Here is an 8,727-nt window from a genome sequence, read left to right as displayed (position 1 = left end):
GCATGCTGCTGATGACGGTGTCGGGTCTGCTCATCTGGCGCGCCTGGTTCGGTTTCGACATCACGCTGGTACGGCTGGGGGCGGTGGTTCACGCTGCTGTCGGGGCGGTGATGATCGGCCTGATCATGGTGCACGTCTATGCCGCGATCTGGGTCAAGGGAACGATCCGCGCCATGTGGTACGGCACGGTCACCCGCGCCTGGGCCAAGCAGCATCACCGCGGCTGGTACCGTCAGGTCACCGGCAAGTAAGCCGATGTCCGGACGCACGGTTTGCCGCAGCGTCCGGACTCCGGCGGTTCCGATTTGCTTTACCTTGCGTTTAGGGGGCGCTGCGGAGAACATCCCGCATCCCCCGTTTTTTCTGAGTTGACATGCAAAGCCAACCGATCGATTTCCATCCCCCGACAGAAGATGCCGCGCCTTTCCTGTTGCCGGCTCTCGGCACGCTGTTCGTCGACCGTGCCGACCGCTTCGCCGCGCTGGCGCGCGAACACAGCCTGGGCGACTGGCTCGCCTTTCTCGGCCGCCTCAGCCAGGCCCAGCATGATGCGCTGAAAGCACTCCCCGGCTTGCCGTTGCCCGATGCGGCGGCGCGCCAGCAGGCGCGCACGCACGGCATGCCGCCGCTCGATCCGGCTCGCCGGCCGGCCGGCTGGCGCGCCATCCTGCGCCATCTCGCCGGCCAGCTCGAAGCCGAGGCACCGCCGGCGGCGCGGGCGGCACTGACCGGCTTGCTGACGGTCGACGATGCCCGACTGGAAAAAATGGCCGATGTGCTGCTCGACGGCGAGATCGAGGCCGCCGATGCGGCCGCGCTGCCCTTTGTCGCCGCCGCGCTGCAGGTTGCCTATACCGTGCTGGCCAGCCGCCTCGACGTTGCCGACCTGCAGAAGCTCGACGCCCACAATGTCTGCCCCTGCTGCGGCAGTCCGGCGGTGGCCAGTGTCGTCCGCCTTGGCGCCGCCATCAACAACCTGCGCTACCTGCATTGCAGCCTGTGCAACAGCGAATGGAACGTTGCCCGCGCCACCTGCACCACCTGCGATACCGACCAGCAGGTTGCGCTCCAGGAGCTCGAAGGCAGCAAGGGCGCGGTGCGTGCCGAGACCTGCGATGCCTGCCAGAGCTACCTGAAGATCGTCTATCAGGACAAGGACCCGAACGTGGACCCGGTCGCCGACGATCTGGCGACGCTCGCCCTCGACCTGCTGGTCGACGAAGCCGGCTACCAGCGGGCCGGTCCCAACTTGCTGCTGATTGGCGCGCATGGCGGCTGATCGGCGGCTTCCCCGCCACCTTTCTGCCCGGTCCGGGTGAAAGCCATGAACGAAAATTCAAGACTTCCTGCAGTCGACCGTGTCCTCAAGCAACTCCCCGAGCTGATCGAGGCGCACGGTCGCCAGCCGGTGACCGCCTGCGTTCGCGCCGAGCTGGCCGCTGCCCGCGAGGGGGCGAAGCACGGCCTGCCGTTGCCCGACGAGGGAACGCTGCTTGACGCCATCCGCCGCCGCGCTGCCGATGCTGCCCGCGCCAACTTGCGGCCGGTGTTCAACCTGACCGGCACCGTGCTGCATACCAACCTCGGTCGCGCGCTGCTCTCCGAAGAGGCCATCGCGCTGATGGTCGAAGCTGCGCGTTCACCCTGTGCGCTCGAATACGACCTCGAATCCGGCGGCCGCGGCGATCGCGACGACCTGGTCTCCGGCCTGCTCGCCGAACTGGTCGCCGGCGGCTCGCCCGACATTGCCGCGACCATCGTCAACAACAACGCCGCCGCCGTGCTGCTGACGCTGAACGCGCTGGCCCAGGGCAAGGAGGCGGTTGTTTCGCGCGGTGAGCTGGTCGAGATCGGCGGCGCCTTCCGCGTTCCCGACGTGATGCGCCGGGCGCAGGTGAAGCTGGTCGAGATCGGCACCACCAACCGCACGCACGCCAAGGACTACTTTGATGCCATCGGCGCGAAGACCGCGCTGCTGATGAAGGTGCATACCAGCAACTACGTCGTCACCGGCTTCACGGCGACGGTCGACGAGAAAAACGTGGCAAAAATCGCCCACGACGCCGGCCTGCCGTTCGTCGTCGACCTCGGCAGCGGCACGCTGACCGATTTCGCGGCGCTCGGCCTGCCCGCCGAACCGACGCCGCAGCAGGCGCTGGCCGCCGGTGCCGACATCGTCACCTTCTCCGGCGACAAGCTGCTCGGCGGGCCGCAGGCCGGGCTGATCGTCGGCCGCAAGGACCTGATCGCCAGGATCAAGAAGAACCCGCTGAAACGTGCGCTGCGCGTCGGCAAGACGACGCTGGCCGCACTGGAAGCGACGCTGCGCCTGTATCGCGACCCCGACCGCCTGTGTCAGCGACTGCCGACGCTGCGCCTGCTGACCCGGCCGACGAGCGAGATCGCGGCCCTTGGCGAACGGCTGCTGCCGGCGGTACAGGCGGCGGTCGGTGGCGGCTTCGTCGTCGCGCTCGAGGACTGTGCCAGCCAGATCGGTAGCGGTGCCTTGCCGGTCGAACGGCTGGCGTCGACCGCGCTGGTCTTGCGGTCGACCGCGAAAAAACCGGGAAAAGCATTGTCGACCGTCGAAGCCGCTTTCCGCGGGCTGCCGCAGCCGGTGATCGGCGCTATCCGCGACGATGCTTTCCGGCTCGACCTGCGCTGCCTGGAAGCCAGGGACGAGGCGCGCTTCGTCGCCCAGCTGGCGGCATTGCAACGGTAGTTTTTCCGGAAATGGCCACGTGTGGCGGTCCGCGTACCGCCCGCCATTCCCGACCCCCGGCGTCGTTCGGCGCCACCCCGTAAATCCGGGCATCTCCGTGCCCGGGTGGTTAACATCATGGAGACGACAAGATGAACTTCAACAGACGACAATTCCTTGCCGCCGGGGCGGCGCTCGGGGCCACCGGCGCCATCGCCGCACCGAGCAGCCCGCTGCCTTTCCTGATCCAGATGCAGTCCGACCCGCTGCTGCCCAAGGCCACCGGCAAGCGCGTGGTCATCTGCGGTGGCGGCTGGGGCGGGGTGTCCGCGGCCAAGCACCTGAAAGTGCTCGATCCCAGCCTCGACGTCGTGCTGCTCGAGCGCAACCCGGTCTTCTTCGCCTGCCCGATGAGCAACAAGTGGCTGGTCGACGTCGTCGATGCCCAGTTCCTCACCTTCAGCTACCTCGACGTCGCCCAGAAGTACGGCTACCAGTTCATCCAGACCGAGGTCACCGCCTTCGAGCGCGACAAGAAGCGCGTCGTCACCGCCCAGGGCTGGATCGACTACGACTACCTGATCGTCGGCGCCGGCATCCGTTACAACTATGAGGCCTGGTTCGGCAACGACCGCAAGGCGGCCGACTACACCAAGGCGATGTTCCCCGCCGCCTACATCCCGACCGCCGAGCACTTCAAGCTCAAGCAGGGCATCCAGAACTTCCAGGGCGGCGACCTGGTGATGACGCTGCCACCGCCACCGCACCGCTGCCCGCCGTCGCCCTACGAGCGCGCCTGCCTGATCGCCGACCTGTTCAAGCAGCGCAAGATCAAGGGCAAGATCACCATTCTCGATCCCAAGCCGAGCATCATGCCGATCGGCGGCGGTTACAAGGACGCCTTCGAGGAGCTGTACAAGGACCAGATCGTCTACGTGCCCAAGGCGCAGATCCAGGAAGTCGATCCCTTCAACAAACGGATCAAGACTACGGCCGGCGACTTCAAGTTCGACCATTCGATCCTGATGGCCCCGCACCAGGCCGGCGACATGGCCTGGAAGGCCGGCGTCATCGGCCGCGATGCCGAAGGCAAGCTGACCGGCTGGGCCGGCGTCGATCCCTTCTTCCTCAACCTCAAGGACGATCCGGATACCTACGTGATCGGCGACGCCGTCGGCGTCGTCTCGCCGCTGTTCAAGTACTACCCGAAGGCCGGCCACGTCGCCAACGCCCATGCGAAGATCGTCGCCAAGTACATCACCGACCGCATCAAGGGCCGCGAACTGAAGCCGGCGCTGCCCGACAACCTCTGCTTCATGATGGTCAAGACGCAGCCGCAGGAGGCGATTGCCGTGCGCTTCAAGTACTGGGTCAACGACAAGGGCCTGATCGTCCAGGACCAGGACGACGACAACCTGCGCCGTCCCGAACTGGTGACCGAGGACTTCCAGTGGTTCGCCGGCAAGGTCGAGGACATGTTCGGCTGAGCGCCGGCGTTTCCGCAGCACGGCGGTTTCACGTGGAACCGCCGTGCCAGAATGGGCTTCTTTCCAAACCAACCGACATCGCAACATGTCCCGTTTCCTCTTCCTTGATGCCACCACCCGCGAACCCGGCCACACCGGCAACAGCGAGACGCTCGCCCGGCACGCCGCGGCCAGCCTGCCGGCCGCCGCCGAACAACGCTGGCTGAAGCTGGCCGAGCTCGACCTGCCGCCCTTCGTCGACCTGCGCCACACTGCCGGCAGCTATCCGCCGCCGACCGGCGACCTGAAGACGCTGCTCGACGCGACCCTGGCCGCCACCGATCTCGTTTTCGTCTCGCCGGTCTACTGGTTCTCGGTGCCGTCGCCGCTGAAGACCTACCTCGACCACTGGAGCGCCTGGCTGCGCGTGCCCGGCGTCGATTTCAAGGCAGCCATGGCCGGCAAGCGGCTCTGGGTGATCGCCACCAGCGGCAGCCGCGAGAAGGCGCAGCCGATGTTCGACAGCTACCGGCTGTGTGCCGAATTCCTCGCCATGGAGTTCCGGCCGCCGCTGTGGGGCAAGGGCGGGGCGCCCGGCGCGGTCCTCGCCGATACTGAAGCGCTGGCCGCCGCCCAGAGCTTCTTCGCCGCATGATCGTCGGCACTGCCGGTCACATCGACCACGGCAAGACGACGCTGGTCAAGGCGCTGACCGGCGTCGACTGCGACCGCCTGAAGGAAGAGAAGGCGCGCGGCATCACCGTCGATCTCGGCTACGCCTACACGCCCACGCTCGGCTTCATCGACGTGCCGGGGCACGAGAAGCTGGTGCACAACATGCTCGCCGGCGCCACCGGCATCGACTTCGCGCTGCTGGTCATTGCCGCCGACGACGGGCCGATGCCGCAGACCCGCGAGCATCTGGAAATCGTCGAACTGCTCGGTATTCGCCGGGGGGCGGTGGCGCTGACCAAGACCGACTGTGTCACGGTCGACCGCGTCGAAACGGCAAAAACCGAAATCGAAGCGCTGCTCGCGGATACCGCGTTCGCCGGGGCGCCGGTGTTTACGGTCGCTGCGGTCAGCGGCGCCGGCATTGCCGAACTGCGCGCGCATCTTGAGGCCGTCGCTGCTGCCCAGATCGGGCGCGAGGTGGCCGGCGGTTTCCGGCTGGCGGTCGACCGCTGCTTCACGCTCGCCGGCGCCGGTACCGTCGTCACCGGTACGGCCTTCGCCGGCCGCGTCCGGGTTGGCGATCAGCTGCTGTTGTCGCCGAGCGGCAAGCCCGTGCGCGTGCGCAGCCTGCGCGCCCAGGATGCGCCGGCCGAGTCCGGCCAGGCCGGGCAGCGCATCGCGCTGGCACTGGCTGGTATCGAGAAAGGCGAAGTCGAGCGCGGCCAGTGGCTGCTGGCGCCGCCGCTGCACCGGCCGTTGCGCCGTTTCGACGCGAAGCTGCGGGTGCTCGCCGGGCAGCCGGCCTTGAAGCACTGGACGCAGGTGCACCTGCACCTCGGCGCCAGCGATGTGCCGGCGCGGGTGGCGCTGCTCGGCGCCGACGAGATCCCGCCCGGCGGCGAAAACTGGGCGCAACTCCACGTCGACCGTGACATCGGCGCGCTCGCCGGCGACCGCTTCATCCTGCGCGACGCCGCTGCCCGCCACACCATTGCCGGCGGCACGGTGCTCGACAGCGCGCCGCCGACACGGCGCAAATCGAGCCCGGAGCGTCTGGCAATGCTGGCGGCGCTGGCCGATCCCGATCCGGCGGTGGCGCTGGCCTTGGCCGCGCAACAGCAGCCGGCCGGCGTCGACCTGGCGGCGTACGCGCTCAACCGCAACCTCGACGCACCGACGCTGGCTGAAATCTGCCAGCGGCTGGGCCTGCGCACGGTCGGCGACACCGCCTTCGCCGCTGCCGGCTGGCAGGCCCTGGGTGAGCGCTTGCTCGCGGCGCTGGCCGCGGAACACGAGCGCGCATCCGACCTCACCGGCGTCGAGCGCGACCGCCTGCGCCGGCTGACGCTGCCGACATTGGCTAGGCCCGCCTTCGACGCGCTGCTCGGCGAACGCCTGGCCAGCGGCGAGGTCGCCCAGAGCAACGCCTGGCTGCACCTGCCCGGCCATCGCGTCGAACTCGCCGCCGCCGACCGCGACCTGTGGCAGACACTGCTGCCGCTGCTCGCCGCCGAGCCCTACAACCCGCCGCGCGTGCGCGATGTCGCCAAAGCCACCGGCATCGCCGAGGACACCGTGCGTGCGCTGTTCAAGCGCATCGCCCGGCACGGCGAAGCCTGGCCGGTGGCGCACGATCACTACTTCACCGCCGAGGCCGTCGGCGCGCTGGCCCGCCATGTCGCCGCCCTCAACGAACGCGACGGCTGCGCCCGCGCCGCGCCGCTGCGCGACGTGATCGGCGGCGGCCGCAAGGTGGCCATCCACATTCTCGAATTCTTCGACCGCATCGGCTACACTCGCCGGGTGCGCGACACCCATGTGTTGCGCGGCACGCCGGAGCAATTCGGATAGCTTCAATCTGGAGGAAATCGTTCCCCGGTGGGACGGCCGGTCTTCAAAACCGGCAGGGCTTGTCAGACAAGCCTTGGTAGGTTCGACTCCTGCTTTCCTCCGCCCCTTTTCCGTCGCCATGCCCACCACACCCTTCACCGGCACCATCCCCGACGATCTTCTTTATTACCCCGAGCACGACATGTGGGTGCGCGAGTTGCTGGGTGGCGAGCTGTTGATCGGCGCGACCGCCTTCGGTATTCACCTGGCCGGTGAGATCATCGCCTTCACCAGCAAGCCGAACGGCGCCGAGGTGGCGCGCGGGCGCGGGATGGGCACGGTCGAGTGCCGCAAGACGCTGCTTGCGCTGCATGCGCCGCTGTCCTTCGTGCTGCTTGAAGGCAACGAGGCGGCCGAGGAGCGGCCCGGGCGGATCAACCGCGATCCCTACGGCGACGGCTGGATGGCCCGCGTGCGGCCGACCGACTGGGCCGGCGAGCGCGGCCTGCTGGTCGATGCCGCCGCCTACCGGGCGCAGGTGCTGAAGCTCGATCCGGAGGCCCGACTTGACTGAGCGGCTGGCCCTGCTGATCGGCTCGGCGCAGCCGGAACAGGCGGTGACGCCGCTGGTGCATGCGCTGGCCGCGCGCGCGCTGGATGCCGAGGTCGAAATCCACTTCGCCGGGCCGGCGGTGCGCTGGCTGGTCGCCGATGTCGCCGAGGCCGCCTGGCCGACGCCGGCACGGGAAAAGTCCATCGCCGCCTTCCTCGACGAAGCCGCCGCCGCCGGCGTCCGCTTCTACGCCTGCGGCATGGCCCGCGCCGCCTGGGTCGGCGCCGCAGAAACGCTGCGCGCCGATGCCGGCGCCGCCGGCGCCACTGCCTTTGTCGCCCGAACGCTCGATCCGGCGTGGCGGACGCTGGTGTACTGATGGATCGCCAACTGGTCACCGGCGTCGTCCTGGCCGGCGGTCTCGGCCGGCGCATGGGCGGTGTCGACAAGGGCCTGCAGGAACTCGACGGGCGGCCGCTGGTGGCGCACGTGATCGGCCGGCTGGCGCCGCAGGTCGGCAGCCTGCTGATCAACGCCAACCGCAATCGCGAGTCTTACGCCGCTTTCGGTCATCCGGTCGTCGCCGACGCCATCGACGGCTTCGCCGGGCCGCTGGCCGGGCTGCACGCAGCGCTGGCGGCGGCGACGACACCCCTGGTGGCGACGGCGCCCTGCGATTCGCCCTTCCTGCCGGAAGATCTGGTTTTTCGCCTGTTTGCGGCGTTGACCGTGAATGCCGCGCAGATCGCCGTTGCCCGTACCGGCGACCAGGTGCACCCGGTGTTCTGCCTGTGCCGGCGCGAACTGTTGCCGTCGCTGGCGGCTTATCTGCAGGCCGGCGAGCGCCGCTTCGGCGGCTGGACGGCGACGCTGGCCGCGGTCGAGGTGGCTTTCGACGACCAGCCGGCGGCTTTCGAGAACATCAACACGCGCGCAGAACTGGCGCGTTTTTCCGGCGCCTAACGGCCGCCCGGTTCGACGCGCAGGCCGGCCTTGCGCAGCCGGCCGTCGGCGAGGCCGAAATGGACCGAGAAGTAGGTTTCCTCGGTGGCGATTTCACCCTCGACATGCCATTCCCAGATTTCTTCGCCGAGATTGCGGAAAACCTGCTTTTTCGCCGGTTGACCGTAAAGCCGGCGCACTTCGTCTTGGCTCAGCCCGGGCAGGGCGCGGGCGAAACCGGCCGGGGTCAGCACCTGGTCGACGGCGGCGACGATGTCGCGGCTGTCGAAGCGGATCATGTAGCAGACCTTGCCGGCCGGCTGGCGGCTGTATTCCCAGGTGACGCTGCCGTCCGGGTCGTGATGCACGAAACCGGGTTCGCCCATGCGGCTGCGGACTTCGGCCTGGGTGGTGACGCCCGGTTCGAGCCTGGGCAGATTGACCACATCGCAGGCCGGCAGCAGCGCGGCGGCAAGGGCGGAAAACAGGGTGGCGATCCAGGCGGGGAGTTTCATGCGGGCTCCAGGGTGGGGCTGAGCGACGAGTTTACGCTTTTGCGC

10 protein-coding genes and 1 tRNA gene are annotated in these 8,727 nt (G+C 68.6%); 10 read left to right on the top strand and 1 reads right to left on the bottom strand.

The genetic code is table 11. The features are described from left to right. The 10 genes from DFR40_RS11270 to mobA all read left to right on the top strand — a co-directional run. Window positions 1–251, top strand: a 251-nt coding sequence (locus DFR40_RS11270) for a cytochrome b family protein (RefSeq protein ID WP_483964160.1), incomplete at its 5' end; no start/stop codon positions are given. Window positions 252–373: 122 nt separating this feature from the next. Next, window positions 374–1,279 (top strand): formate dehydrogenase accessory protein FdhE, encoded by a 906-nt coding sequence (gene fdhE, locus DFR40_RS11265; protein WP_121458605.1) that lies wholly within the window; start codon window positions 374–376, stop codon window positions 1,277–1,279. 45 nt (window positions 1,280–1,324) lie between these two features. Then, window positions 1,325–2,722: an L-seryl-tRNA(Sec) selenium transferase gene (gene selA / locus DFR40_RS11260; RefSeq protein ID WP_121458604.1), complete on the top strand. Its 1,398-nt coding sequence runs from the start codon at window positions 1,325–1,327 to the stop codon at window positions 2,720–2,722. A 131-nt stretch (window positions 2,723–2,853) separates the two neighbouring features. Beyond that, window positions 2,854–4,188 (top strand): NAD(P)/FAD-dependent oxidoreductase, encoded by a 1,335-nt coding sequence (locus tag DFR40_RS11255; protein ID WP_121458603.1) that lies wholly within the window; start codon window positions 2,854–2,856, stop codon window positions 4,186–4,188. 85 nt (window positions 4,189–4,273) lie between these two features. Continuing rightward, window positions 4,274–4,822 carry a flavodoxin family protein gene (locus DFR40_RS11250; protein WP_121458602.1) on the top strand — a complete coding sequence of 183 codons (549 nt, stop codon included), beginning with the start codon at window positions 4,274–4,276 and terminating at the stop codon, window positions 4,820–4,822. Continuing rightward, window positions 4,819–6,693 carry a selenocysteine-specific translation elongation factor gene (gene selB / locus DFR40_RS11245; RefSeq protein WP_121458601.1) on the top strand — a complete coding sequence of 625 codons (1,875 nt, stop codon included), beginning with the start codon at window positions 4,819–4,821 and terminating at the stop codon, window positions 6,691–6,693. Before DFR40_RS11250 ends, selB begins: the two co-directional genes overlap by 4 nt. 9 nt (window positions 6,694–6,702) lie before the next feature. Continuing rightward, window positions 6,703–6,795 (top strand) — tRNA-Sec (locus DFR40_RS17165). 16 nt (window positions 6,796–6,811) lie between these two features. Next, window positions 6,812–7,246 carry a glycine cleavage system protein H gene (locus DFR40_RS11240; protein WP_170160211.1) on the top strand — a complete coding sequence of 145 codons (435 nt, stop codon included), beginning with the start codon at window positions 6,812–6,814 and terminating at the stop codon, window positions 7,244–7,246. Further along, window positions 7,239–7,604, top strand: a complete 366-nt coding sequence (locus tag DFR40_RS11235) for a DsrE family protein (protein WP_170160210.1) — start codon at window positions 7,239–7,241, stop codon at window positions 7,602–7,604. Before DFR40_RS11240 ends, DFR40_RS11235 begins: the two co-directional genes overlap by 8 nt. Further along, window positions 7,604–8,188 (top strand): molybdenum cofactor guanylyltransferase MobA, encoded by a 585-nt coding sequence (mobA, locus tag DFR40_RS11230; RefSeq protein WP_121458598.1) that lies wholly within the window; start codon window positions 7,604–7,606, stop codon window positions 8,186–8,188. The genes DFR40_RS11235 and mobA overlap by 1 nt, the downstream gene beginning before the upstream one ends. On the opposite strand, the gene DFR40_RS11225 is transcribed toward mobA, so the two are convergent. After that, window positions 8,185–8,682, bottom strand: coding sequence for a hypothetical protein (locus DFR40_RS11225; protein ID WP_121458597.1), 498 nt, complete (start codon window positions 8,680–8,682; stop codon window positions 8,185–8,187). The genes mobA and DFR40_RS11225 overlap by 4 nt on opposite strands. Window positions 8,683–8,727 lie beyond the last annotated feature (45 nt).

The sequence above is a fragment of the Azonexus fungiphilus genome, from assembly GCF_003634965.1.
GTDB lineage: Bacteria > Pseudomonadota > Gammaproteobacteria > Burkholderiales > Rhodocyclaceae > Azonexus > Azonexus fungiphilus.
The sequence above is the reverse complement of the archived record's forward strand: the minus strand, read 5'-3'. Positions and strand labels throughout refer to the sequence as shown.

Excerpts from the sequence above, each read along its gene's own strand:
- selA (WP_121458604.1), top strand. The coding sequence starts at position 1,325 with ATGAACGAAAATTCAAGACTTCCTGCAGTCGACCGTGTCCTCAAGCAA.
- mobA (WP_121458598.1), top strand. The coding sequence starts at position 7,604 with ATGGATCGCCAACTGGTCACCGGCGTCGTCCTGGCCGGCGGTCTCGGC.
- fdhE (WP_121458605.1), top strand. The coding sequence starts at position 374 with ATGCAAAGCCAACCGATCGATTTCCATCCCCCGACAGAAGATGCCGCG.
- DFR40_RS11255 (WP_121458603.1), top strand. The coding sequence starts at position 2,854 with ATGAACTTCAACAGACGACAATTCCTTGCCGCCGGGGCGGCGCTCGGG.
- DFR40_RS11225 (WP_121458597.1), bottom strand. The coding sequence starts at position 8,682 with ATGAAACTCCCCGCCTGGATCGCCACCCTGTTTTCCGCCCTTGCCGCC.
- DFR40_RS11240 (WP_170160211.1), top strand. The coding sequence starts at position 6,812 with ATGCCCACCACACCCTTCACCGGCACCATCCCCGACGATCTTCTTTAT.
- DFR40_RS11250 (WP_121458602.1), top strand. The coding sequence starts at position 4,274 with ATGTCCCGTTTCCTCTTCCTTGATGCCACCACCCGCGAACCCGGCCAC.
- selB (WP_121458601.1), top strand. The coding sequence starts at position 4,819 with ATGATCGTCGGCACTGCCGGTCACATCGACCACGGCAAGACGACGCTG.